This is a genomic window from Rhizobium grahamii CCGE 502 (genome assembly GCF_000298315.2).
GTDB lineage: Bacteria > Pseudomonadota > Alphaproteobacteria > Rhizobiales > Rhizobiaceae > Rhizobium > Rhizobium grahamii.
Window position 1 is genome coordinate 273,055 of record NZ_AEYE02000011.1, and the last position, 22,718, is coordinate 295,772.

Consider the following 22,718-nt stretch of genomic DNA (forward strand, 5'->3'; position numbering starts at 1 on the left):
CTCAAGCCGTCCTACAGCGTCCGGAACATCACAAGAGCGTCAACGTAGCCTTTTGTCGGGTGCTCGAAGGCGCCGGGCAAGCGGCCGACCGTCTCAAAGCCCAGCGATTGCCAGAGGCGAACGGCGCGTTCGTTGGCGCTGACGACGAAATTGAACTGCATCGCCCGGAAACCACGCTCTCGGGCTCGGACGAGCGAGTGCTCGTGCATCTGTCGTGCTATGCCTTTGCCGCTCGCCGCTGCGGCGGTCATATAGCCACAATTGCAGACATGTGCGCCACCGCCCGCCTGGTTGGCGCGGAGATAATAGGTGCCGAGAATGTCGCCCGTTTCGTCTTCGGCGACGAAGGTCTCTTTGTCCGGCCCCAGCCAATAAGCAAGCGCATCGGTCTCGCTCATGTCGCGGTCGAGTGTGTAGGTCTGGCCTGCGCGAATTGTCGGTTCGATGACAGTCCAAATGGAGGAGCGGTCTTCAGTGGTGGCGAGTCTGATCAGCATTGCGTATGTCATCCTTCAACCGCCATGCACTGCGATACGGCGAACGAGCTGACGTGATCCCGGATGCAGGCCGGCCAAGTGCGGAAGTTACATCTCGATCGGCGCCGGCAGTGGCTTGCGCGTTCGCTCTTGTTTCGCCATGCGCGCGGCAAGCTCTTCCGGCGTGACGAGGCCACCGGAGATCAAGAGCTTTGCAGCGTCCTCTGGCGACATGTCGAGTGGCACGATCTTCTCTCGTGGGATGAAGATCAGAAATCCTGCCGTGGGAACCGGAGTTGGCGGGAGAAAGACGCAAACCATGTCCTGACCCATGGCTTTGAATTTTGTTGCAATTTCGCCTCTGGCATCTGTCGCGATGAATACGAGTGCCCACAGGCCGGGGCTCGGATACTCGATGAGGCCGACCTTTTTGAACGAGTTCGTCTTGTCCTTCAGCACCGTCTCAAAAATCTGCTTCACGCTCTGATAGATGCTGCGTACCAGTGGCACGCGCACCACCAGCGATTCACTGAACTGAACGATACTTTGGCCGATCAGGTTTTTGCCGAGGAAGCCGATTAGCGTTATAGCGACGAGCGCGATCAACAGCCCGGAGCCTGGAACGGCGAAGTTCAGATAGTTATCCGGGTCATAGCGGGCGGGCAGATAGGGCTTCACCCAACTGTCGGCCCATTTGACGATCGACCATGTCAGCCATAGCGTGATCGCGATAGGCGCGCAAATGATAAGCCCCGCCAGGAAGTTGTTCCTGATGCGGGTAGCTATCGGCAATCGGGGCAGTTTTTCCGTCATCGCGTGCTGATAAACTCCGTTGAGCAGACCGGCTATCGGAAATCAGCTCCCCCATGCTTTCCTGGTTGAAAAGCTGCCAGAAATTGGGGTGCCACACAAGTATCAGAAGATCCGGCGACCGGTCACTCCACCGTTACCGACTTTGCCAGATTGCGCGGCTGATCGACGTCAGTGCCCATGAAGACCGCGGTGTGATAGGCGAGCAGCTGGATCGGTAGCGAGAAGATCATCGGCGCGATGATTTCGTTGACATTGGGCAGCACGATTGTTGCCATCGTCTGTAGCTTCGATGCCGCCGCGCCTGCCTCGTCCGTGATGAAAATGATGCGACCGCCGCGCGCGGCAACCTCCTGCATATTCGATACTGTCTTGTCGAAGAAACGGTCGAACGGCGCGATTACGATGACCGGCATGTTTTCATCGATCAGTGCAATAGGCCCGTGCTTGAGCTCGCCAGCAGCGTATCCCTCGGCATGGATATAGGAGATTTCCTTGAGCTTGAGCGCGCCTTCCATGGCCAGCGGAAAGCTGGTGCCGCGACCGAGATAGAGGACGTCCCGGCATTTCGAGAGTTCGCGTGCGAGGCTTTCCATCTGCGGCTGGATGAGGTTCAGGACCCGGCTCATGACGCGGGGCATTTCCGCGAGATGACGGACCAGTTCCGTTTCCTGCTCCGCACTGATCGTTCCCCTCGCCTTGGCTGCGCCGAGCGCCAGCGACGCCAGGACGGCCAACTGGCAGGTGAATGCCTTGGTCGAGGCGACGCCTATCTCCGGGCCAGCCATGATCGGGAATGCGGCATCCGACTCACGGGCAATGGTCGATTCCTTCACGTTGACGACAGCGCCAATCTTCAGACCGTGGTCCTTGCAATAGCGCAGCGACGCCAGGGTATCCGCGGTCTCGCCCGACTGCGATATGAAAAGCGCGGCCTGCGATGGCGACAGCGGCATTTCGCGATAACGGAATTCGGAGGCGACATCGATCTCGACGGGCAGGCGCGCATAGCGCTCGAACCAGTATTTGCCGACGAGGCCGGCGAGATAGGCGGTTCCGCACGCGGAGATTGCCAGACCGGAAGCGGTCTTGAAATCGATCGCATTGACGTTGTCGCTGATCCTATTGCTGGCGAAGTCGACGTAATGGCTGAGGGCATGCGAGATGACCTCGGGCTGCTCGTAAATCTCCTTCTCCATGAAATGGCGGTGATTGCCCTTGTCGACCACATAGGCGGTCGTCTGCGAGATCTGCCGCGGGCGATGCACCTCATTGCCGGAAAAGTCGAGGATCGTGGCACCGTCCCGCGTCAGCACGGCCCAATCGCCGTCGACCAGATAGGTGATCTCGTTGGTAAAGGGGGAAAGGGCAATCGCGTCCGAGCCGAGGAACATTTCACCCGAGCCGTAACCGATGGCAAGCGGCGGGCCGGAGCGCGCAGCCATGATCGTGCCGGGGTCGTTCCGCAGCATGATCGCCAGCGCATAGGCGCCGGTCACCCGGTTCAGCATCTTGAGCATCGCCGACCGTGGCTCGAGGCCATCACGCAGATACTTCGCCATGAGATGCGCTACAACTTCAGTATCCGTTTGCGTCTCGAAGACTGCACCTTCTGCGATCAACTCGTCACGCAGCTCGGAGAAGTTCTCAATGATGCCATTGTGAACGACGGCAACACCCTCGACGAAATGGGGATGCGCGTTGGTTTCGTTGGGCACGCCATGGGTCGCCCAGCGCGTGTGCGCGATGCCGATCGTTCCAGGCAGTGGATCGCTGTCCAGGCGCTTTTCGAGATTGAAGAGCTTTCCTTCGGCGCGACGACGCGCCATCTCGCCGTCATGTATCGTGGCAACACCCGCCGAGTCATAGCCGCGGTACTCGAGCCGCTTCAGCGCATCAACGAGACGCCCCGCAACCGGGCTGCTTCCAACGATTCCAACAATACCGCACATAATAGTCCCCAAAGGCCTTCCGTTTGGAGGCCACTCGTAACGATTCTGTCTTTTTTCTCAATGGCCTCGGCGGTCACTTTCGATTTCCGCACGTTACGCGCAAACCTACGGCTTGGCCTTTTTTGCAGCCTTGATTGCCAATGCCCGTTCGCGCAGCACGGTAGCCCTGCCCGGTTTCAGTTCCTGACGCGCCCGGCCTAAAGCGAGCGCATCGGCCGGAACATCCGCGGTGATCACGCTGCCGGAGGCCACGTAGGCGTTGTCGCCGATACTGACCGGCGCCACGAGAGAGGAGTTCGATCCGATGAACGTATTTGCCCCGATCAGCGTCTCGTACTTGTTGACGCCGTCATAGTTGCAGGTGATCGTGCCGGCACCGATGTTCGCCGCGGCTCCGATCTTCGCGTCGCCGATATAGGTCAGGTGATTGACCTTGGCCCCCTCGCCGATCTTCCCGTTCTTCACCTCGCAGAAATTGCCGACCTTCGAGCCAGCAGCAAGATCGGCTCCCGGCCGAAGCCTAGCAAACGGACCGACGGTTGCGCCGGCGCTGACATGCGCGCCTTCGATGTGCGAGAAAGCGTGAATGACTGCACCGCCGTCGATTGTCGTGCCAGGCCCGAACACGACGTTCGGCTCGATCAGCGCGTCCTGCCCGATTACGGTGTCGTACGAAAGGGACACGGTTTCCGGTGCGATCATCGTCACGCCCGAAATCATCATCTCGTGGCGCCGGCGCTCTTGCCAGAATCGTTCGATCACCGCGAGTTCAGCGCGATTGTTGCAGCCCATCATTTCGACTTCAGGCGCGTCGACAGCGGTGACGCGACCGCCAATAGAACGGGCGATCTCTACCAGGTCGGTCAAGTAGTATTCACCCTTGGCATTGCCGTTGCCGATACGAGACAAGAGATCAAGCGCCTTGCGACCGTTGATCGCCATCAAGCCGCTGTTGCACCATTTCACAGCACGCTCCGCGTCTGTGGCATCCCGCTCCTCGCGGATGGCGATCAGTTCGCCGTCCTTGACGAGCAGTCGGCCATAGCCAGTCGGCTTGTCGGTGTGAAAGCCGATCACGACCACATCGCTACCTTCGGCCAGGAGCTGGCGTGCGGCTGTGAGCGGTCCTTCTGTCTGCAATGGCACGTCGCCGCATGTTACGATGATGTCGTCGTATCCGCGCGCGATCGCCTCGCGCGCTGCCAGCACCGCATGGCCTGTGCCGAGCCGCTCCCTCTGGAGGAACGCCTCAATCTTAACGCTTCCGACCTGGGCGGCACTCGCCACTTCGTCGGCATCGCGGCCCACGACGAGCGCGACCGATGAAATATCACTCTTGGCCACGGCATCCACGACATGAGCGATCATCGGGCGGTTTGCGATGGGATGCAGCACCTTCGATTTCGACGACTTCATTCGCGTGCTGTCACCTGCAGCGAGAATGACGGCGAGGCAAGTGCGTTCCATGATCTGCTCCGAGAATCCGGTGTGTGCGGTCTTTGTTGCGTCTTAACAGCAAGACATCGGCGGGACAAAGATGAAAATCGATCAGGCCGTTACCTTGCTCATGGCCGCGTAGGCCTCGCGCACGTGATCGCGGCCGTCGATGATGACGACCTCCATGGCCCGTCGGGCCGCATCGACATTGCCTGCAACAATTGCATCGACGATCCGCATGTGCGTGTCGGCAATATCCGAGAAACCGTTCTGTGAGGGGGGCGTACTGATGCGGAACATCCCCACCAATGCGGCTTCGATCAGACTTCCCAGCGTTCGCATGAAGGGATTATGAGAGGCTTCGGCTATCGCCAGGTGAAAGTGAAGATCCGCCAGAGCCAGACTTTCGCTGGTATGACCCAAGGCCGCCATCTCGGTAGCGAGCGTCCGCAGGTTTTCGACATCTTGCTTGCTTGCCCTTTCGGCGACGAGACCGGCAGCAAACGGCTCGAAAGCTAGCCGGATATCGTAAAGCTGGAGCAGGAATTCCTCCGTCACGCCGCTGTCGAAATGCCAGGCTATGATCTCGCTATCGAACATGTTCCAGAGGTTTTTCTCTGTGACGCGCGTTCCGACACGGGCCTTGGCGACGATCATGCCTTTTGCGGCGAGCGTCTTCATCGTTTCCCGAAGGACGGTGCGTGAGACCTTGAAGCGCTGAGCAAGTTCGGCGTCTCCCGGCAGAATACTTCCAACGGGAAAGTTTCCCGCAACAATCGCCCTACCGAGCTCATCCACGACTTGGGCATGGCTCGTCCGCGATTTCCGTGCTGTCTTTCCGGTCTCAAGCAATCTGCTACGCAACGAATACCTCCCCGCTCAGGCATACCTCTTATTCATACTGGAAAGGAAGAGAATAACCTTCTGCATTAGAATGAATGCAAAAAGCAACAGGCCGATCAAGATCTTCGTCCACCAACTCGAGAGCGTCCCGTCGAAGGTGATGTAGGTCTGAATGAGGCCCTGGATCAGGATGCCGATGAAGGTACCTGCCACAAATCCCGCCCCCCCGGTCAACAGCGTCCCCCCAATGACCACTGCTGCGATCGCATCGAGCTCGACGCCGACTGCTGCCAGAGAATAACCGGCCGACGTATAGAGCGAAAAAACGATTCCCGATAGACCGGCAAGAAAGCCGGATAATGCATAGATCTGGATTGTCGTGCGGCCCACCGGAACGCCCATCAAAGGCGCCGTCTGAGCGCCGCCGCCTAGGGCGTACACATTGGTCCCGAACCGCGTACGGTGGGCGAGGAATATGCCGGATGCAAAAACCAGAAGCATGATGCCGCCGATTAGCGTCAGTCGCCCGCCGCCCGGCAGCTTGTAATAGATGCTGGTCAAGGTGCCGTAATAATCGTGATTGATCGGAATGCTGTCGATCGAAAGTACAAAAGCCATGCCGCGCGCAAGGAACATACCCGCGAGGGTCACGATGAAAGCTGGCATTTCCAGGTAGTGGATGATAGCGCCCATTGCCGCGCCGAAGATCGTCGTGATGATCAGGACCAGCGCAAACGCAACGAGCGGATGGATTGGCGTGTCCTGCAGAACGACGGCCAAGAACACGCCAGTGAAAGCGATGACAGAGCCGATCGACAGGTCAATGCCGCCCGAGATGATGACAAACGTCATACCGACCGCTGCGATGCCGAGAAAGGCATTATCGGTCAATAGGTTGCCGATGACGCGGGTGGACAAGATGTTTGGATACTGCAGTGTGCAGACAGCATAGGACAGGACGAAAATTACGACGGTCGCAAGCAACGGCAGATATTTTGAGTTCATTGGATCTGGCCTTCCCTGACGCCGCTCGATCGCCGGCTTAAGATGATCGCGGCCGATTGGACCGCCGGCGACTGAATGACGAGGATCACGATCACGATCACCGCCTTGATGATCAGGTTGAACTCCGGCGGAAACCCGGAGAGCAAAATACCGGTGTTTACAGCCTGAATGATCATCGCCCCGATCAATGACCCCACAATACTGAAGCGTCCGCCAAGCAGCGAGTTGCCCCCGACGACGACGGCCAGGATCGCGTCGAGCTCCAGCCAAAGACCCGCGTTGTTGGCATCCGCACCCTTGATGTCAGCGGCGATGATGATCCCGGCGATCGACGCACAAAGGCTGCTCAACATATAGACGGCCATTAGCAGTACAGGCGTCCGCACGCCGGAAAGCGTGCTCGCACGTCGATTGATGCCGGTGGCTTCGATCAGCATGCCAAGCGCCGTGCGCCTTACCAGCAGGATCACCAGGGCGCTCATGATCAGCCATATGATGACAGGCATCGGAAGGAAGGCGAACGAACCGCTGCCAAGAGCGATCAGCCCTTCATCGTTGAAGGTCATGATGACCCCCTCGGTGATGAGTTGCGCGATCCCACGCCCCGCCACCATCAGTACGAGTGTCGCGATGATCGGTTGAATATTGAGCACGGCAACCAGAAATCCGTTCCAGACGCCGCAAAGTAGCCCGACCCCTATCGTCACCAGCAGCGTCATTGCAAGCGATTGACCGGCTACGATGGATGACGCAGCAACCGCCCCGCAGATCGCGATCACCGCGCCGACCGAAAGGTCGATCCCCTTGGTCGCGATCACAAGCGTCATGCCGATTGCGAGCAACGCAACCGGTGCTCCACGGTTCAGCACATCTATCAAGCTGCCGTATAGGCGGTCATTCTGAACTACCACATTAAAAAATTGCGGAAACATAATGAAATTTAAAAGAAGAATGAGCGCGAGCGCAATGAGCTGCGGCGCCAAGCGGATCAGCAATGCATTGAGCGACGACTTCATGCGTACTCCGTCTTCATTTGGGCCGCGGCGATGGCGTCGACGATGCGCGCGGTGCTGATATCGTCGCCCGTCAGCTCTGCGACATGCTCGCGATCGCGAAGTACCAAAATACGTGAGCTATAGGCGATAAGCTCTTCTAGTTCCGATGAAATAACGATCAGAGACATGCCTTTCGCGCAAAGGTCCTCAATCAGGCGGATGATCTCGGCGTGGGCGCCGACGTCGATACCACGGGTTGGCTCGTCGAGGATCAGAAAGTCGGGGTTGGTGGCCAGCCAGCGGGCAAGGATTGCCTTCTGTTGGTTGCCGCCGGACAGGAGACGGATCGGCTTTTCCCTGTCCGTCGTGCGGATGTCGAGCGCCTTGATATAGCGATCGGCCAGTGCGTTTTGATCGGCGCGCGAAATCGGTCGCGCCCAGCCCCTGCGGGCCTGTAGCGCCAAGGCGATATTCTCGCGAATGGAAAGGTCACCGATAATCCCATCCGTCTTGCGATCTTCCGGACAGAAGCCGAAGCCGTGGCGGATTGCCGCCCGCGGATTCGAGAGCGTCACTTCCTTGCCGTCGACTTTTGCCGTTCCGTTGTCTGCCTGCTCGATCCCGAAGAGTAGCTCGGCAGTCTCTGTACGCCCTGAACCGAGCAGCCCCGCAACGCCCACCACCTCGCCAACACGAACCTCGAGATCGAACGGTTTGATTTTGCCGCGTTTGCCGTAGCCTTCGAACCTGTATTTGACCGGGCCAGCCGCGACGGTATGTGCGCGAGCAGTTGCCTCGGCATTTGCCAATTCGTGCCCGAGCATCATTGAGATGAGGCTCTGGCGAGACAGTTCGGACGTTTCGCGCGTGCCAACTAGCCTGCCATTGCGAAGCACCGTGATACGATCACTGACTTCGTAGACCTGCTCCAGAAAATGGGTAATAAAGACAATGCCAAGGGCGCGCTCTTTCAAGTTTCTCATGATGCGAAAGAGCATCGCGACTTCTTGCGTATCGAGGCTTGCCGTGGGCTCATCGAGGATGAGAACTTTGCCGGACAAATCAACAGCCCGGGCGATTGCGACGACCTGCTGGACAGCGACCGAAAACCGATCGAGCTGCGCGGTGACGTCAACTTCTATACCGTATTGGCCAAGCAGCGCCCGTGCTTGCTGGTTCATTGCCCTTACGTCGATCATACCAAACCGTTTTGGTTGGCGGCCGAGATAGAGGTTCTCGGCGACGCTCAGGTTGGGCAGAAGGTTGACCTCTTGATACACCGTGCCAATGCCAAGCCTTTGCGCGGCCAACGTATCGGACGGATTAATTTCCGTGCCGTCGAGAGCAAGGCGCCCTTGGTCGCGGTGATAGGCTCCGGTGATGCATTTGATCAGTGTCGATTTTCCAGCGCCGTTTTCGCCCAAAAGCGCATGCACTTCGCCCTTGCGCAGCGAGAAATCGACGTTGTCGAGCGCTACGGCGCCGGGGAAGAACTTCGATATCCCGGTCGCGGTCAGAACGTTCTCGAAATCGTGAATCATGAAGGCGGCTTTTCCTGATATGGACCGACATGCCACGCTATCAACGGACATGCAGTCCCGACCGGCATCTGGCACGGCCGCACCGGCCCATGATGGGCCGGTGCGGTTCTAGCCTTAAGGATTAGTAGCCAAGGTTCTTCTTGGACTCATAGACCTTCATCGGATCGTCGGATGGCGTATAGAGCTTCGATTCCGTCTGAATCCATTTTGCCGGCGCCTTCTTGTCCTTCAGGTAGGCATCGAGCACGTCGAATGCGGGACCTGCCATGTTCGGCGTCAGTTCCACAGTGGCGTTTGCTTCGCCGGCTGCCATGGCCTTGAAGATATCAGGCACGGCGTCGATCGAGACGACGAGAATATCCTTGCCCGGCTTCAGGCCTGCTTCCTTGATCGCCTGGATGCCGCCAACGGCCATGTCGTCGTTGTGGGCGTAGAGGGCGCAGATATCCTTGCCGCCGTTTTCAGCCTTCAGGAAGCTTTCCATGACTTCCTTGCCCTTGGTGCGGGTGAAGTCGCCGGTCTGGCTGCGCACGATCTTGAAGTTGGCCTTACCAGCAATGGCTTCCTCGAAACCCTTCTTGCGGGCGATGGCCGGTGAGGAACCCGTCGTGCCCTGAAGCTCGACGATGTTGCAGGGCTTGTCGCCAACGGTCTTTGCCAGCCAGTCGCCGGCAACCTTGCCTTCGTGAACCTGGTCCGAGGTAACGGCGGTCAGGTACAGGTCCTCCGGCGCCTTGATCGTACGATCAAGCAGGATAACCGGGATTTCCGACTCCTTTGCTTCCTTCAGTACGGCGTCCCAACCGGTTTCGACAACCGGAGCGAGGAAGATGGCATTGACACCCTGAGCGATGAACGAGCGGATCGCCTTGATCTGATTTTCCTGCTTCTGTTGCGCGTCAGCAAACTTCAGGTCCACGCCGCGCTTCTTGGCTTCTTCCTTGGTGACCGTCGTCTCGGCGGCACGCCAACCGGATTCAGAGCCGATCTGCGAAAAGCCCACGACCAGCTCTGCGGCTGATGCCGAGCCGAACATGCAGGCAGCCAGAATCGTGGCACTCAAGAGTGCAGTCTTCAATTTCATGATTTCCTCCCAAAGCCGCCTCCACGCGGCACAGCTGGAAAAAATCATATAGTATTACTTTTGTAAATGCACTTTCTGGTTTGCAGCGCAGAAAAAAAGGCGCTCGAAGTGAGCGCCCTTTCGCAAGTGCTAATTGTTAGCCGAAAATCACTTCGGCAACTTGTCGTCCACGCCTTCGACGTAGAAGTTCATGCCGAGCAGCGTGCCATCGTCGGCCTTTTCGCCGGCCTTCAGCCAGGGCGTGCCGTCCTGCTTGTTGATCGGACCGGTGAAGGGATGCAGTTCGCCGGACTTGATCTTGGCTTCGGTTTCCTGGGCCATCTTCTTCACGTCGTCGGGCATGTTGGTGTAGTCGGCCATCTTGAGGATGCCGTCCTTCAAGCCGTCCCAGCTCTGCTCGGACTTCCAGGTGCCGTCAAGAAGGGCGTGAACGCGCTTGGAGTAGTAGTTACCCCAGGTGTCGACAATTGCCGTCAGCTGAGCCTTCGGACCGGCTGCGATCATGTCGGAGGCCTGGCCGAATGCGTGTATGCCGCGCTCCTCGGCAACCTGCATCGGCGCGGTGGTGTCCGTATGCTGCGTCAGGACGTCAACGCCCTGGTCGACCATGGCTTTTGCTGCATCGGCTTCCTTGCCGGGATCAAACCAGGTGTTCACCCAGATGACCTTGAGCTTGAAGTCGGGATCGATCGAGCGTGCACCCTGCTCGAAGGCGTTGATGCCCATCACGACTTCCGGGATCGGGAAGGACGCGATGTAGGCAGCACCGTGGTTCTTCGAGGTCTTCGCCGCGATCTGGCCGAGGATGTAGCGGCCTTCATAGAAGCGCGAGTTGTAGGTCGCAAGATTCGGACCGGACTTGTAGCCCGTGCCGTGTTCGAACTTCACGTTCGGGAATTTCGCAGCAACCTTCACGGTGGCATCCATGAAGCCGAAGGACGTCGTGAAGATCAGCTTGCAGCCCGAACGCGCCAAACGCTCGATAGCACGCTCGGCATCGGGGCCTTCCGGCACGTTTTCGAGGTATGGCGTATCGATCTTGTCGCCGAATTCCTTCTGGATCTGCTGACGGCCAAGATCGTGCGCCTGCGAGTAGCCGCCGTCAGTGTGCGATCCGACGTAGACGAAGCAGACCTTCGTTTTGTCGGCAGCCTGCGCGGTAGAGCCGACGCTCAGGACCGCGGCAGCCGATGCGGCAAATGCAAGTGCTAGTTTTTTCATAATAACCCCTGTTGGTTTGGAATTTCCGGAAGCGCTTTTCATTCTTTTGTTTAGCGCTCCGGGACGAATGCTTTTCCCAGCGACGCGGGCGTGTTGATCAACGTCGTGCGCCGATTATGAGAAATGATGACAAGAACCACAATAGTTGCAGCATAGGGGAGCATCGACAGGAACTGGGCCGGAATTCCAACCCCGAAAGCCTGCGCGTGAAGCTGCAGGATCGTCACTGCGCCGAACAGATAGCCGCCGGCAAAAACCCGCCACGGCCGCCAAGAGGCGAAGACGACAAGCGCGAGCGTGATCCAGCCGCGGCCGGAAGACATGTTCTCCACCCATTGCGGCGTATAGACGAGAGAAAGCTGTGCTCCCGCAAGGCCTGCGCAGGCACCGCCGAACATGACAGCAAGGTAGCGCGTACGGATGACGCCGATGCCGAGGGCGTGCGCCGAGCCGTGACTGTCGCCGATTGCTCGCAGTTTCAAGCCGGCGCGGCTGCGGAACAGGAACCAGCTCACGCCGAACAGCAGAGCGAGCGACAGGTAAAACGTCAGGTCCTGACGGAAGAGCACCGAGCCGATCAGCGGGATGTCGGAAAGATAAGGGACGACGATCGGCGCGAGGCGAACGCCGGGCACGCTGACATAGCCCTCCCCAAGCATGCCCGAGACCCCAAGCCCGAGGATCGTCAACGCCAGGCCGGTCGCTACCTGGTTGGCGACCAGCGTGAGGGTGAGAAAGCCGAAAAGCAGCGAAAACAGAGCGCCGGCGACAATCCCGCCCAACAGTCCGATATAGGGAGAACCTGACATTTGCGCTGTTGCGAAGGCCGCAACAGCGCCCATGATCATCATGCCTTCGACACCCAGGTTCAAAACACCGGATCGTTCGGTAACGAGTTCGCCTAGGGCGGCAATGACCAGCGGCGTGGACGCAGTGATGACGGTCAGCAAAATTGCTTCGAAGATGCTCATGCCACACCTCCCCGGACCCGCGACCAGAGGATACGGATCTTGTAATAGATGAGGGTGTCACACGAGAGCACGAAGAACAGTATCAGGCCCTGGAAGACGCGGGTCACCTTGTCGGATACGCCGAGCGACAGCTGTGCAGCCTCGCCGCCGAGATAGGTCAGGGCCAGCACCAGGCCCGACGCGATGATGCCGAGCGGGTTGAGACGTCCGAGAAACGCGACAATGATCGCCGTGAAGCCGTAGCCGGGAGAAATCGCCGGCTGCAGATGCCCGATCGATCCCGATACTTCCGAGATACCGGCAAGCCCGGCAAGCGCGCCCGAAAACAGAAAGCTGAACCAGATCATCTTCCTGGAGGAAAAGCCGGCGAAACGCCCTGCCCGCTCAGACTGCCCGAGCACGACGATCTCGAAGCCCCTCAGCGTATATTTCAGCATGAACCAGACAAGAAACGCGGCGACAATCGCGAACACGAAGGCCCAATGCGCGCGGCCGGATTCCTCCCATATTGCTGGCAGCGTGGCTTCCGGGGGAAACGGCACGCTTTCCGGAAAGTTGAAGCCCTGCGGATTGCGCCAGGCACCGCGGATCAGCCAATCGAGGAAAAGCTGAGCGATATAGACGAGCATCAGGCTCGTCAGGATTTCGTTGGTATTGAAATGTGCCTTCAGCAGCGCTGGAATGGCCGCAAACAAAGCGCCGCCGATGGCTCCCATGACGAGCATGAGAGGCAACACAAATAGCGAATGCCATTCCGTGAACAGGATCGGCAGAATGGAGCCGGTGATCGCGCCGATCGTGAACTGTCCTTCGGCGCCGATATTCCAGTTGTTGGAGCGATAACAGACGGCCAGTCCGACGCCGATCATGATCAGCGGTGCCGCCTTCACGGCAAGTTCGTGTAGTGACCAGACCTCAAGCAAGGGTTCGAGGAAAAAGGCGTCGAGCGCTTCGACCGGGTCCTTGCCGAGGATGGCAAACATGATTGCACCGGCGATCAATGTCAGCAGCAAAGCCAACACCGGCGACACGAAGCCGTAAAGCTTCGACGCTTGCGGTCGCTTTTCCAGCTCAATGCGCATCTTGCGCCTCCGAGGTGGCCTTGCTCTCGTGCAGGCCGCCCATCAAAAGGCCAATCTTTTCCCGAGACAGTTCTCCTGCCGGGAACGGTTGCGAAAGCCGCCCTTCAGAAATCACGGCAATCTCCGTTGCGACTTCGAATATTTCGTCAAGGTCCTGGCTGATGACGACGACGGCGGAGCCATTCCGCGCCAGATCCACAAGCGCCTGACGAATGCGGCTGGCCGCCCCTGCATCGACGCCCCAGGTCGGCTGGTTGACGACGAGAACAGCAGGTTGGCGATCCAGTTCGCGGCCGACGATGAACTTCTGCAGATTGCCGCCGGAGAGCGAACCCGCAGCCGGATCCTCGCCGCTTTTGCGGACGTCCATCGCCTCGGCGATCCGCTTGGTCGCGGTCTTTACGGCGCCCCGGCGGATGACCTTGAGAAAGCCGCCACCGAGGAAGGCCCTACGGTCGGATTGGCTGCGCGCCAGCACCAGATTGTCGGAGAGTTTCATGGCCGAGACGGCAGCATGGCCATGACGCTCTTCCGGCACAAAACCGGCGCCGAGCAAACGACGCGCAGTGATGCCCTGGGTGCCCATGGCCTTCTTCCGGATCGTGATCGCCTCCGGCGAACTGACCGGATACTCGCCGGAGAGCGCATCGAAGAGTTCTCCCTGGCCGTTGCCGGCAACGCCTGCGATCGCCAGAATCTCGCCGGAGCGGACCGTCAAGGAGACGTCCTTAAGCGGCATGGCGAAGGGTGTGCGCGCGGCAACCGAAAGATTTGCGACCGCAAGCTGCACCTCGCCTTTGTTGCCGCGATCCGGATGCGTGACCGTTGCAACGTCGCTGCCGACCATCATCCGGGCGAGAGAAGCCGGCGTCTCCCGGCGCGGATCGCAGGCGCCTGTGACCCTGCCGCTGCGCAGCACCGTCGCGCGGTCGCAGATGCGCTGCACTTCTTCAAGCCGATGGCTGATGTAGAGCACCGATTTGCCCTCCGCCTTCAGCTTGAAGAGTGTTTCGAAAAGCTTGTCGGCCTCCTGCGGCGTCAGCACGGACGTCGGCTCATCAAGGATAATCAGCTTGGGGTTCTGCAGCAGCGCGCGCACGATCTCGATGCGCTGGCGTTCACCGACGGAGAGGTCCGCCACATGGGCGTGCGGGTCGAGCGGCAGCCCGTAGGCGCGCGAAAGCGCCCTTGCCTCCTCCGCAATCCTGCCGATCGGAATGCTGTCTTCGAGCGAAAGCGCGATATTCTCGGCGACAGTCAGCGCCTCGAAAAGCGAAAAGTGCTGAAAAACCATGCCGATGCCGAGCCTGCGGGCGTCGCCCGGCGAGCCGATCGAAACCGGTTGGCCCTCCCACACGATGCGGCCTTCGCTTGGTTCCAGCACCCCAAACAGCATCTTGACCAGCGTCGATTTACCGGCGCCGTTTTCGCCAAGGAGAGCATGGATTTCGCCGGGGGCGATATCTAGATCGATATGGTTGCAGGCGGCAAAGCTGCCGAAGAATTTCGTCAGTTGCTGGACCGACAGTAACGCACCGGAGCCCGGCACATCAGATAATGACACGTTCCCCTCATTTCCCTCTGCCGACCCTGCCCGTTCGGGTCATTATGGGATCAGCAGCGTAGTTCCGGTAGTTCTTCTGGATTCCAGATCCATGTGGGCCCGCCCGACCTCACGCAATGGATAGGTTTGGTTGATATTGATACGCACTTTGTTGCTCAAAACAACATCAAATAACGCGTTTGCACAATTGGTTAGCTCCTCGCGCGTCGCGATGTAAGTGAAAAGCGTCGGCCTCGTTGCAAAGAGCGATCCTTTCTGGGCGAGCATGGCGAGTGTGAAGTTCTCGATCGGCCCCGAAGACTGGCCAAAAGAGACAAACATGCCGAGCCGTCTCAGACAGTCGAGCGACTGGGGAAATGTGTCGCGGCCGATTGAGTCATAGACCACGTGAACGCCCGCGCCACCGGTGATTTCGCGCACACGCCCAGCAAAGTTATCGGTATTGTAATTGATGGCGTGATCGTATCCGTGCTGGAGAGCCAACTGCACCTTGCTGTCCGACCCAGCGGTGCCGATCACCGTTGCGCCGAGCGCCCTTGCCCATTGTCCGGCTATTAGGCCAACACCGCCGGCCGCCGCATGAAACAGGATCGTGGTACCGGGGGCGACCCTGTAGGTTCGGTTGAGAAGATACTCGGCGGTCATGCCCTTCAGCATCATCGAAGCTGCCGTATCGAGCGGAATTCCATCCGGAACTTTGACGAGGTGCTTCGTTTCGATGTTTCGTTCGACGCTGTAGGCGCCGTCAGATCCTGCATAGGCGACGCGATCGCCGACCTTAAACTCCTCCACACCAGGGCCGATAGCTGTAACGGTGCCTGCCGCTTCCTTGCCTGTCACGAACGGCATATGCGGCGCCTTATAAAGCCCGGTGCGGAAATAGACGTCGATGAAGTTCAAGCCAATGGCCGCGTGCTTGATCTGGACTTGCCCCGCACCGGGAGGCGGCAGGTCGATATCGATATATTCGAGAACTTCAGGTCCGCCGGTCTTGCTGAAAGAAACCGCCTGCGTTCTTGCCATTGCCTTCTCCTAATCGCGCCTTCCAAGCGCCGGGAAGAACTGCAACACGGCGCCAATGCAGTAGAGGTAGATACCGCTGAGAATAAAGAGGACAAGCGCCCATTGTGGGATCACGAAATGCATCAGCAGCGCATACATTCCGAGCCCCGACCACAAGAAGAAGACGCCGAGGTTGAGCGGCCGGAGCCGCTGGACGCGGACGGGGTGGAGGAAATTGATCGGCAGGAAGGTGAGGATGACGGAGACGAGGACGACCGTTAGCGCCGTGATCGCACTGGCATCGATGACGAACAATGTGAAGACGATCATGTTCCAGACCACCGGAAAGCCCGAGAAGAAGTACTCGTCGGTCTTCATGCCGGTATCGGCGTAGTAGATTGCGCTGGATACCACGATCATCCCTGCAGCCACGAAGGACCACGGCTCGCCGATCATGCCGCTCTGGTAAAGCGCAAACGCAGGCAGCAGGACGTAGGTCACATAGTCGATGATATTGTCGAGCGTATCGCCCGACCAGTTCGGCAGCACTTCCTTGACACTGACCTTGCGGGCGATCGGTCCATCGATGCCATCAACGAGAAGTGCCAGCCCCAGCCACCAGAACATGTCGATGAACCGATGCTCGGCAGCAGCAACGACGCCGAGAAAGGCAAGAAAGGACCCGGACGCCGTCAGAATATGGACGGAGAATGCGCGCATTTCCGCGTAAGGTACGCGCTTGTAATTGAAAATCTTCATGTTTCCCCGAGCAGCCTATGGCGTCCGCGCCCGGCAGACGCGGTTTTTGCCTAATATGCATCCTTTGTCCCGCTTCGCCAGCGCAAAAGCAACGAAGCCCCTTAAGGCCCTGGAATCATGACAGCGACACGCATATTTCGTACAAGTCGCTCGAGAAAGAATGGAATACCTTTAATCGGGACACTATTTGTAATATCTCGCTGGCATCGAAAACATTGTGCGACCAATACGGGATCCGATACCGAAATGAACGCCCCTGCAAAGACCGAAGACTTCGCCTCACCGATTCCGGCTGGAGTCTATGCCGAAACCGTGCTCAGCGTGACCCATTACACGGATCGCCTGTTCCGGTTTACGATGACGCGTCCGCAGGGCTTCCGCTTCCGGTCGGGCGAGTTCGCAATGATCGGATTGATGGTCGACGGCAAGCCGATCTTCCGTGCCTATTCGATCGCAAGCCCCGCCTGGGCAGAAGAGCTTGAATTCTTCTCGATCAAGGTTCCGGACGGCCCTCTGACCTCACACCTCCAGGCGATCAAGCCGGGCGACCAGGTTCTGATGCGCAAGAAGCCGACAGGCACGCTGGTGCTTGACGCGCTGACGCCCGGCCGTCGCCTCTATATGTTTTCGACCGGGACCGGCATTGCGCCTTTCGCCAGCCTGATCCGCGATCCGGAAACCTACGAGAAGTACGAGGAAGTCATCCTCACCCACACGACCCGCGACGTGGCGGAGCTGAAATATGGCTTCGACCTGGTCGACGAGATCAAGAATGACGAACTCCTTCAGGAAGTCGTCGGCGACAAGCTGCGCCATTATGCGACCGTCACCCGCGAAGACTTCGAGTACCGCGGCCGTATCACCGACCTGATTTCCTCAGGCAAGCTCTTTACCGACCTCGGTGTCCCGCCGCTCGATCCGGTAATCGATCGCGGCATGATCTGCGGCTCCTCCGCGATGCTGAAGGATACGAAGGAATTGCTGGAAGGTGCCGGCCTCAACGAAGGCGCAAACAGCAAGCCGGCGGAGTTTGTGATCGAACGCGCATTCGTCGGGTAAATTTGCAGTGACGGACTTATTTGCGGCCCCGGCAACGGGGCCGTTTTCAATTGTGGTTGCTGAGATATTCGATCAGTGCGCTCATCGCGTGGCCGGCGTCCTTCGACCTGCCCTGCTCAATGGCTCGCATGACTGCAACATGCAGTGCGATAGATTGATCCATCCGGCTGGGGCTCGTGGACGCAGACCAGAGCCGACGCGAATGGGTTTGAACCGGTCCAAGCGCCGACGTGATAAAAGCGTTGGGGCAAGCCTCTTCCAGAATTTCGTCAAACGCCTTGTCCGCGGCGAAAAATGCTGCCACATCGCCGGTTGTGGCGCACATTTGCATTGCCTGCGCGCATTCCATCAGTTCTCGACGCTGCTCTGATGTGGCGGATTCGGCAGCCAGCGCCGCTGCGATCGGCTCAAGCTCGCGGCGAACCTGCATGACATTGTCATGGTCGGTCGGCTTGATCTCCGCCACCTGCAGCCCGACACGCGGCTTCACCACGATCAACGCTTGCCAAGCAAGCTTCTGAATCGCCTCGCGCACCGGCGTACGCCCGTGGCCGGCCAAGTCGATCAGGTGTTTCTCAGTGACCAACGCACCCGGCCGCAAAGCCAAGGTTACGATCGCATGCTCCAGGCTAAGGTAGGCAAGGTGGCTGAGTGAATTCTGCATTCGCGTATCCATGGCTTCAAAAAATGCGCGTCGCGAGGGCGACCTAAAACCGATGATATATCAGCGTGCTCTCGAGCGGCAAGTTGGCGCCGACCTGGATGGCGGTGCGGAAGTCGTGCGATGTTTCCTCAATCCTGCCCTACGGTTCTCTCGTGGAATAGATGTCGGAAACTCTCTCCACCGGAATCAGCGCCGCGTGGCTGGCTATTCGTGTCGCAGAGCCTCGATTGGATTGAGTTGTGCTGCTCGCCGTGCCGGGAAGTATCCGAACACCATTCCGATTGCGGCGGAGAACGCGAAAGCAACCCCAATCATCGTGGGGCTGACAACGAAGGGAACCTTCAGGACTGTTACGGCCCCGTAGCCGAGCCCAACCCCCAGCAGGATCCCGGCGACGCCGCCAAAGACAGACAATGCCACCGCTTCGACCAGGAACTGCAGCAGCACCTGCTTTTCCAGCGCACCAATCGCCAGGCGTATGCCGATTTCCCGAGTACGCTCGGTCACCGACACCAGCATGATGTTCATGATTCCGATTCCGCCAACGAGCAGGCTGATCGCGGCGACCGCACCGAGCAAGCTGGTCAGCAGCGTCGTGGTGCCGGTCATCGCGTCGGCAATCTGCGTCATGTCATTAACACTGAAGTCATCCTCGCGGCTAGGGATAATCTTTCGCCGCTCGCGAAGCAGGTTTTCGGTTTCATCCTGAATTTTCGTTGTCGAGACACCGTCACGCGCGGAAATTACGATCATCTGGACATTGGCATTTGCCTTGCCGCCGACCCGGCGCTGATAGACTTTGACAGGCATTATAACAACGTCATCCTGGTCGTTGCCCATGCCGGATTGGCCGCGTTTGGCAAGGACGCCGATGACACTGCAGGACACCTTGCCGACGCGAATCTGCTGCCCGTTGGGATTGGCAGCGCCAAAGAGCTGGGAGCGTACGGTCTCACCGAGAATGCAGCGCGGGCGCCCACGCTCCTCTGCGGCGTCGAAGGTGCGGCCAATCGCCATGTCCCAATCCTGGGCTATGAAGTAGTCATTGGTGGTGCCCATGACCGTCGTCGAATGGCTCTGCCCGCCGTAAATGACTGTCGCGGTCGTCTGATTGAGCGGCGCCGCGGCACGAAGACCATTGACCTGGTCGCGGATGGCGTCGACATCCTTCACGGTAAAACGACGTGCCTCCGAACTTGCGCGGCCAGGGCCGAACTGACCCGGACGCGCAAACAGCATGTTGGTGCCCAGCCGCGAAAGCTCGGCCGAGACCTGAGCGGTGGTGCCGTTGCCGATCGTCACCAACGCGATGACTGCCGCCACGCCGATGACGACACCGAGCACGGTGAGAAACGAACGGAGCATATTGCGACTGATTGCGCGGAGCGCGAGTTTCAGCGTTTCAAAGAACATGATCCGCCCTCCCGCGATGCTCGGCCTCAGTCTCCAGCTTGCCGTCAATGAAGCGCAGCAACCGCTGGGCATAGGCGGCGATGTCGGGTTCGTGCGTAACCATGACGATCGTGATGCCCTGCTCCCGGTTCAACCGCGTCATCAAGTCCATGATCTCAACGCTGGTCTTGGTGTCGAGATTGCCGGTCGGCTCGTCCGCAAGAAGCAGCGAGGGTTCTGCTACAATCGCCCGGGCGATGGCCACACGTTGCTGCTGGCCGCCGGAAAGTTCCTGCGTCTTGTGATGCTCGCGCCCGGAGAGCCCCACAAGCCCGAGCGCCTCCTTCGCCTTGCGGTGGCGCTCACTCGCCTGCGTGCCGCGATAGATCAGCGGCAGTTCGACATTCTCCAAAGCTGAAGTGCGCGGCAGCAGGTTGAACCCTTGGAATACGAAGCCGAGCATATGACGGCGCAACAACGTCAGTTGGCTGCGGTCGAAGCCCTGTGTCGATACGCCCTGGAAAATGTAGTCGCCGGCGCTCGGGACATCGAGGCAGCCAAGGATGTTCATGGCCGTCGATTTGCCCGAGCCCGAGGGGCCCATGATGGCGACGAACTCGTGTTCGCGGATCGACAGATCCACCCGGTCAAGGGCGCGAATGGCCGCCTCTCCGTGACCGTAGATCTTCGAGACCTGCTTGAATTCGATGAGTGGCGGGCTCGTCATGCTGAGCCTCACCTATTTCGCTTGCGCGGTGGCGTCGGTGATCACGGCATCATTTTCTTTGATGTCACCGGATACAATCTGGGTGAGTTGTCCGTCGGACGAACCCACTTGGATGACCGCGGCTGCCGGCTTGCCCGATTTCAGCACCCAAACGCGCCGCTTTGCTCCGGTCAGCGCTTCTCCGCCCTGGTTGCCGGTCCGCGGTCCCATGCGCGGCGGTCTGAGCAAGCTGAAGATACCTCTGCCACGGGGTGACTCTGCCGCCGGGGGCGCATAGCGAAGCGCCGAGTTGGGAATCATAAGAGTATCCTTGACTGCCTCAACGGTGACGTCGGCCGTGGCTGTCATGCCCGGCCGCAGCAACAGATCGGCATTATCGACCGACAGAATCGCCTTGTAGGTCACGACATTGTTTGTCGTCTCGGATGCAAATCGGATCTGTTTGATTTCCGCCGGAAAAGTCCGGTTGGGATAAGCGTCGACCGTGAACGTCGCCTTCTGGCCGACGGCAATCTGACCGACATCGGCCTCGTCGACATCGACCTGCAACTCCATCTTCCTCAGATCGCCGGCGATCACGAAAAGCACGGGCGCCGACAGCGATGCGGCGACTGTCGCGCCCGGATCGACGGATCGTGTCAGAACCACACCATTGATGGGCGAGATGATCTTCGCTTTGGCTAGGTTGACCTCGGCCAGGCGCAAATCCGCCTCCGCGGAGGCTACCGTGGCGACATTGATGTCCTTGGCAGCGACCGCAGAATCGAACTTGTAGCGTGCATCCTCGAGGCTTTGTTGTGTCGAAACATTGCTTTGGACGAGGTTGCGAAAGCGCTGAAATGAGCTTTGGGCCGACTCCAGATCAGCCGTAGCCTTCACAACGTTGGCCTTAGCAGAATCGAGTTTTGCCCGCGAACTCTTCACATCGGCCTCAAGCTTGTTCGTATCGAGCGCGGCTAGAACTTCGCCGGCCTTGACCTCGCTGTTGTAGTCGACGTTCACGTCACGAACCGTCCCGGAGAGCTCACTTGATATATCTACCTGCTCGGTCGGCTGCACGGATCCTGTTGCTGTCACCAGCACGGTCAGGTCACCACGTTTAACGGGCTGAGTTGTGTAGTTGTATTGGTTGCCCTCCTGTCGCGAATAGAAATAGCCCGCGCCGCCGGCGGCCAGAATCAGCAGAAGCAATAGCGATAGTCGACCACGCCAACGGCCCTTCGACTGTTTGCGTGAGGCCGCAAGAACGGTCGCCAGCTCGGCGCTCGCCTTTTTCGGCTTGGTTTCATGCATATCCTTGACGTCGTTCATTCCGGCCTCGATCAACATGCTGCCAATGCAGCTGTCAGCAAGATAACTATGTCGAAGCTGAACGGCAGATTAGCATCGGCCCGGATTGGCACGAAACGGTGTTGGAATGAAATGAAATCTTGGTAATGAGAGTTCAGTTTTCCGTTGGAACCTTGGCATCGAAGGCGTCCGTTTCGTATTGCCAAGCGGCCGCCACTGGATGCAGCCAGGTTTCACGTCGCTTGATCCAAAGCTCCTGAACCGGCCGGAGGCCATTCGGAGCATCGTCCAGCGATCCAATCCGGATTTCTGCAAACTCATCAGTCAAGCAGAAGAGACGTCCACCACATCGGGGACAGAAGCTGCGACCGGCGTAAGTGGACACCTCACCCGATTGATCGAATGAGGATCTCGGCCACATCGCAAAGGCTACAAAGATCGATCCACTGGACTTGCGGCAATCGGCGCAATGACACAGTCCCACGCGGATGGGCTCGCCTCTGACCGTGTAGCGCACTGCACCGCAGAGGCAGCCTCCATTCCGGGTACCCGTCGACGAAGCCATCAGTGAGCCGGCAATCGGCGCTTGGCGGCCATCAGTAGGTCGAGTTCTGTCGCAGATGGCCCGAACTTTTCAAAGAGCCGCTTTGCCTCGGTTTCCTCCAGGCGATATTTCCTTGCGAACTCACCAAGACTATAGGGTCGGCCACGCAACACTTTTCGGGTTGTCGGTGCTGGTGTAGTCATGCTCGTCATGCACATTCTCCTTGGTTGCACAAGGGGCTAGCTAGAGCATCGCGTGATTTTGTGAAGGTGTTGATCAGTCCTCGGAAGGGTTTGATTC

The 22,718-nt window shown here is 58.9% G+C and carries 22 protein-coding genes; 1 reads left to right on the forward strand and 21 read right to left on the reverse strand.

Features of this window, described 5'->3' with window-relative positions; translation table 11 throughout:
• Window positions 1-11 precede the first annotated feature (11 nt).
• The 15 genes from RGCCGE502_RS09645 to pcsA all read right to left on the reverse strand — a co-directional run bounded on the left by RGCCGE502_RS09645 (window position 12) and on the right by pcsA (window position 16,742).
• Window positions 12-497 carry a GNAT family N-acetyltransferase gene (locus tag RGCCGE502_RS09645; protein WP_016553971.1) on the reverse strand — a complete coding sequence of 162 codons (486 nt, stop codon included), beginning with the start codon at window positions 495-497 and terminating at the stop codon, window positions 12-14.
• 87 nt (window positions 498-584) lie between these two features.
• On the reverse strand, window positions 585-1,289 hold the full coding sequence (locus tag RGCCGE502_RS09650; RefSeq protein ID WP_016553972.1) for a DUF502 domain-containing protein: 705 nt from the start codon (window positions 1,287-1,289) through the stop codon (window positions 585-587).
• 122 nt (window positions 1,290-1,411) lie between these two features.
• A complete protein-coding gene (gene glmS / locus RGCCGE502_RS09655) occupies window positions 1,412-3,238 on the reverse strand; it encodes a glutamine--fructose-6-phosphate transaminase (isomerizing) (protein WP_016553973.1) in 1,827 nt (608 codons plus the stop codon).
• A 105-nt stretch (window positions 3,239-3,343) separates the two neighbouring features.
• Complete coding sequence (glmU, locus tag RGCCGE502_RS09660; protein WP_016553974.1) at window positions 3,344-4,705, reverse strand: bifunctional UDP-N-acetylglucosamine diphosphorylase/glucosamine-1-phosphate N-acetyltransferase GlmU; 1,362 nt, start codon at window positions 4,703-4,705, stop codon at window positions 3,344-3,346.
• Window positions 4,706-4,786: 81 nt separating this feature from the next.
• On the reverse strand, window positions 4,787-5,539 hold the full coding sequence (locus RGCCGE502_RS09665; RefSeq protein WP_040674286.1) for a FadR/GntR family transcriptional regulator: 753 nt from the start codon (window positions 5,537-5,539) through the stop codon (window positions 4,787-4,789).
• A 15-nt stretch (window positions 5,540-5,554) separates the two neighbouring features.
• Window positions 5,555-6,523, reverse strand: coding sequence for a galactofuranose ABC transporter, permease protein YjfF (gene yjfF / locus RGCCGE502_RS09670; protein ID WP_016553976.1), 969 nt, complete (start codon window positions 6,521-6,523; stop codon window positions 5,555-5,557).
• Complete coding sequence (locus RGCCGE502_RS09675) at window positions 6,520-7,539, reverse strand: ABC transporter permease (protein WP_016553977.1); 1,020 nt, start codon at window positions 7,537-7,539, stop codon at window positions 6,520-6,522. Before RGCCGE502_RS09675 ends, yjfF begins: the two co-directional genes overlap by 4 nt.
• On the reverse strand, window positions 7,536-9,059 hold the full coding sequence (gene ytfR / locus RGCCGE502_RS09680) for a galactofuranose ABC transporter, ATP-binding protein YtfR (RefSeq protein ID WP_016553978.1): 1,524 nt from the start codon (window positions 9,057-9,059) through the stop codon (window positions 7,536-7,538). Before ytfR ends, RGCCGE502_RS09675 begins: the two co-directional genes overlap by 4 nt.
• 121 nt (window positions 9,060-9,180) lie before the next feature.
• Complete coding sequence (gene ytfQ / locus RGCCGE502_RS09685) at window positions 9,181-10,143, reverse strand: galactofuranose ABC transporter, galactofuranose-binding protein YtfQ (RefSeq protein WP_016553979.1); 963 nt, start codon at window positions 10,141-10,143, stop codon at window positions 9,181-9,183.
• 147 nt (window positions 10,144-10,290) lie between these two features.
• Window positions 10,291-11,364, reverse strand: coding sequence for a BMP family ABC transporter substrate-binding protein (locus RGCCGE502_RS09690; RefSeq protein WP_016553980.1), 1,074 nt, complete (start codon window positions 11,362-11,364; stop codon window positions 10,291-10,293).
• 50 nt (window positions 11,365-11,414) lie between these two features.
• Window positions 11,415-12,335, reverse strand: a complete 921-nt coding sequence (locus RGCCGE502_RS09695; protein WP_016553981.1) for an ABC transporter permease — start codon at window positions 12,333-12,335, stop codon at window positions 11,415-11,417.
• Window positions 12,332-13,417: an ABC transporter permease gene (locus tag RGCCGE502_RS09700; protein ID WP_016553982.1), complete on the reverse strand. Its 1,086-nt coding sequence runs from the start codon at window positions 13,415-13,417 to the stop codon at window positions 12,332-12,334. The genes RGCCGE502_RS09695 and RGCCGE502_RS09700 overlap by 4 nt, the downstream gene beginning before the upstream one ends.
• The gene (locus RGCCGE502_RS09705; protein ID WP_016553983.1) at window positions 13,407-14,981 is read right to left on the reverse strand and encodes an ABC transporter ATP-binding protein; all 1,575 of its coding nucleotides are present in this window, start codon (window positions 14,979-14,981) and stop codon (window positions 13,407-13,409) included. Before RGCCGE502_RS09705 ends, RGCCGE502_RS09700 begins: the two co-directional genes overlap by 11 nt.
• A gap of 42 nt (window positions 14,982-15,023) precedes the next feature.
• A complete protein-coding gene (locus tag RGCCGE502_RS09710) occupies window positions 15,024-16,004 on the reverse strand; it encodes a quinone oxidoreductase family protein (protein ID WP_016553984.1) in 981 nt (326 codons plus the stop codon).
• 9 nt (window positions 16,005-16,013) lie between these two features.
• Entirely contained in the window at window positions 16,014-16,742 is a 729-nt protein-coding gene (pcsA, locus tag RGCCGE502_RS09715) for a phosphatidylcholine synthase (protein WP_016553985.1), read from the reverse strand.
• Between the two features lie 246 nt (window positions 16,743-16,988).
• Here pcsA and RGCCGE502_RS09720 point away from each other — a divergent pair, with 246 nt between their 5' ends.
• Window positions 16,989-17,801, forward strand: a complete 813-nt coding sequence (locus RGCCGE502_RS09720; RefSeq protein WP_016553986.1) for a ferredoxin--NADP reductase — start codon at window positions 16,989-16,991, stop codon at window positions 17,799-17,801.
• Between the two features lie 46 nt (window positions 17,802-17,847).
• Here the strand turns inward: RGCCGE502_RS09720 and RGCCGE502_RS09725 are convergent, their stop codons facing one another.
• The 6 genes from RGCCGE502_RS09725 to RGCCGE502_RS09750 all read right to left on the reverse strand — a co-directional run bounded on the left by RGCCGE502_RS09725 (window position 17,848) and on the right by RGCCGE502_RS09750 (window position 22,630).
• Window positions 17,848-18,465, reverse strand: a complete 618-nt coding sequence (locus RGCCGE502_RS09725; protein WP_016553987.1) for a GntR family transcriptional regulator — start codon at window positions 18,463-18,465, stop codon at window positions 17,848-17,850.
• A 204-nt stretch (window positions 18,466-18,669) separates the two neighbouring features.
• Window positions 18,670-19,878 carry an ABC transporter permease gene (locus RGCCGE502_RS09730; protein ID WP_016553988.1) on the reverse strand — a complete coding sequence of 403 codons (1,209 nt, stop codon included), beginning with the start codon at window positions 19,876-19,878 and terminating at the stop codon, window positions 18,670-18,672.
• Window positions 19,868-20,584 carry an ABC transporter ATP-binding protein gene (locus tag RGCCGE502_RS09735; protein ID WP_016553989.1) on the reverse strand — a complete coding sequence of 239 codons (717 nt, stop codon included), beginning with the start codon at window positions 20,582-20,584 and terminating at the stop codon, window positions 19,868-19,870. Before RGCCGE502_RS09735 ends, RGCCGE502_RS09730 begins: the two co-directional genes overlap by 11 nt.
• 12 nt (window positions 20,585-20,596) lie before the next feature.
• Complete coding sequence (locus RGCCGE502_RS09740) at window positions 20,597-21,895, reverse strand: efflux RND transporter periplasmic adaptor subunit (protein ID WP_040674368.1); 1,299 nt, start codon at window positions 21,893-21,895, stop codon at window positions 20,597-20,599.
• Between the two features lie 133 nt (window positions 21,896-22,028).
• Window positions 22,029-22,439: a GFA family protein gene (locus RGCCGE502_RS09745; protein WP_040674290.1), complete on the reverse strand. Its 411-nt coding sequence runs from the start codon at window positions 22,437-22,439 to the stop codon at window positions 22,029-22,031.
• On the reverse strand, window positions 22,439-22,630 hold the full coding sequence (locus RGCCGE502_RS09750) for a hypothetical protein (protein WP_016553992.1): 192 nt from the start codon (window positions 22,628-22,630) through the stop codon (window positions 22,439-22,441). Before RGCCGE502_RS09750 ends, RGCCGE502_RS09745 begins: the two co-directional genes overlap by 1 nt.
• Window positions 22,631-22,718: the final 88 nt, after the last annotated feature.

Excerpts from the sequence above, each read along its gene's own strand:
- glmU (WP_016553974.1), bottom strand. The coding sequence starts at position 4,705 with ATGGAACGCACTTGCCTCGCCGTCATTCTCGCTGCAGGTGACAGCACG.
- ytfQ (WP_016553979.1), bottom strand. The coding sequence starts at position 10,143 with ATGAAATTGAAGACTGCACTCTTGAGTGCCACGATTCTGGCTGCCTGC.
- pcsA (WP_016553985.1), bottom strand. The coding sequence starts at position 16,742 with ATGAAGATTTTCAATTACAAGCGCGTACCTTACGCGGAAATGCGCGCA.
- RGCCGE502_RS09720 (WP_016553986.1), top strand. The coding sequence starts at position 16,989 with ATGAACGCCCCTGCAAAGACCGAAGACTTCGCCTCACCGATTCCGGCT.
- RGCCGE502_RS09690 (WP_016553980.1), bottom strand. The coding sequence starts at position 11,364 with ATGAAAAAACTAGCACTTGCATTTGCCGCATCGGCTGCCGCGGTCCTG.
- RGCCGE502_RS09695 (WP_016553981.1), bottom strand. The coding sequence starts at position 12,335 with ATGAGCATCTTCGAAGCAATTTTGCTGACCGTCATCACTGCGTCCACG.
- RGCCGE502_RS09645 (WP_016553971.1), bottom strand. The coding sequence starts at position 497 with ATGCTGATCAGACTCGCCACCACTGAAGACCGCTCCTCCATTTGGACT.
- RGCCGE502_RS09740 (WP_040674368.1), bottom strand. The coding sequence starts at position 21,895 with ATGAACGACGTCAAGGATATGCATGAAACCAAGCCGAAAAAGGCGAGC.
- RGCCGE502_RS09745 (WP_040674290.1), bottom strand. The coding sequence starts at position 22,439 with ATGGCTTCGTCGACGGGTACCCGGAATGGAGGCTGCCTCTGCGGTGCA.
- RGCCGE502_RS09700 (WP_016553982.1), bottom strand. The coding sequence starts at position 13,417 with ATGCGCATTGAGCTGGAAAAGCGACCGCAAGCGTCGAAGCTTTACGGC.
- RGCCGE502_RS09730 (WP_016553988.1), bottom strand. The coding sequence starts at position 19,878 with ATGTTCTTTGAAACGCTGAAACTCGCGCTCCGCGCAATCAGTCGCAAT.
- RGCCGE502_RS09735 (WP_016553989.1), bottom strand. The coding sequence starts at position 20,584 with ATGACGAGCCCGCCACTCATCGAATTCAAGCAGGTCTCGAAGATCTAC.
- RGCCGE502_RS09750 (WP_016553992.1), bottom strand. The coding sequence starts at position 22,630 with ATGACGAGCATGACTACACCAGCACCGACAACCCGAAAAGTGTTGCGT.
- RGCCGE502_RS09710 (WP_016553984.1), bottom strand. The coding sequence starts at position 16,004 with ATGGCAAGAACGCAGGCGGTTTCTTTCAGCAAGACCGGCGGACCTGAA.
- yjfF (WP_016553976.1), bottom strand. The coding sequence starts at position 6,523 with ATGAACTCAAAATATCTGCCGTTGCTTGCGACCGTCGTAATTTTCGTC.
- RGCCGE502_RS09675 (WP_016553977.1), bottom strand. The coding sequence starts at position 7,539 with ATGAAGTCGTCGCTCAATGCATTGCTGATCCGCTTGGCGCCGCAGCTC.
- RGCCGE502_RS09725 (WP_016553987.1), bottom strand. The coding sequence starts at position 18,465 with ATGCAGAATTCACTCAGCCACCTTGCCTACCTTAGCCTGGAGCATGCG.
- ytfR (WP_016553978.1), bottom strand. The coding sequence starts at position 9,059 with ATGATTCACGATTTCGAGAACGTTCTGACCGCGACCGGGATATCGAAG.
- RGCCGE502_RS09650 (WP_016553972.1), bottom strand. The coding sequence starts at position 1,289 with ATGACGGAAAAACTGCCCCGATTGCCGATAGCTACCCGCATCAGGAAC.
- glmS (WP_016553973.1), bottom strand. The coding sequence starts at position 3,238 with ATGTGCGGTATTGTTGGAATCGTTGGAAGCAGCCCGGTTGCGGGGCGT.